Origin of the sequence: Mesorhizobium sp. M1A.T.Ca.IN.004.03.1.1, from assembly GCF_003997555.1 — a bacterium.
Lineage (GTDB): Bacteria > Pseudomonadota > Alphaproteobacteria > Rhizobiales > Rhizobiaceae > Mesorhizobium.
Window position 1 is genome coordinate 1 of record NZ_RZTV01000653.1, and the last position, 255, is coordinate 255.

Here is a 255-nt window from a genome sequence, read left to right on the forward strand (position 1 = left end):
CGACAACCGACGCGCCGGCCTGCTCGACTTCACCTTCCGCGACGACTTCGGTTTCCGCGACTACGCCGAATGGGCGCTCGACGTACCGATGTATTTCATCGTCCGCAACGGGCGCTATCACGACTGCACGCACGTCACCTTCCGCCAGTTCATGAACGGCGCCTTGAAGGGCGAGGTCGCCGATCCGGAGCCGTCGATGGGCGACTGGACGAACCATCTTTCGACGCTCTTCCCCGACGTGCGGCTGAAGCGTTT

At 63.1% G+C, this 255-nt stretch carries 1 protein-coding gene; it reads left to right on the forward strand.

Annotated features, from left to right (window positions below; genetic code table 11):
- Nucleotides 1-255 (forward strand): glutamate-cysteine ligase family protein (locus EOD29_RS33265; protein ID WP_245475514.1); only part of this gene is annotated, 255 nt, incomplete at both ends.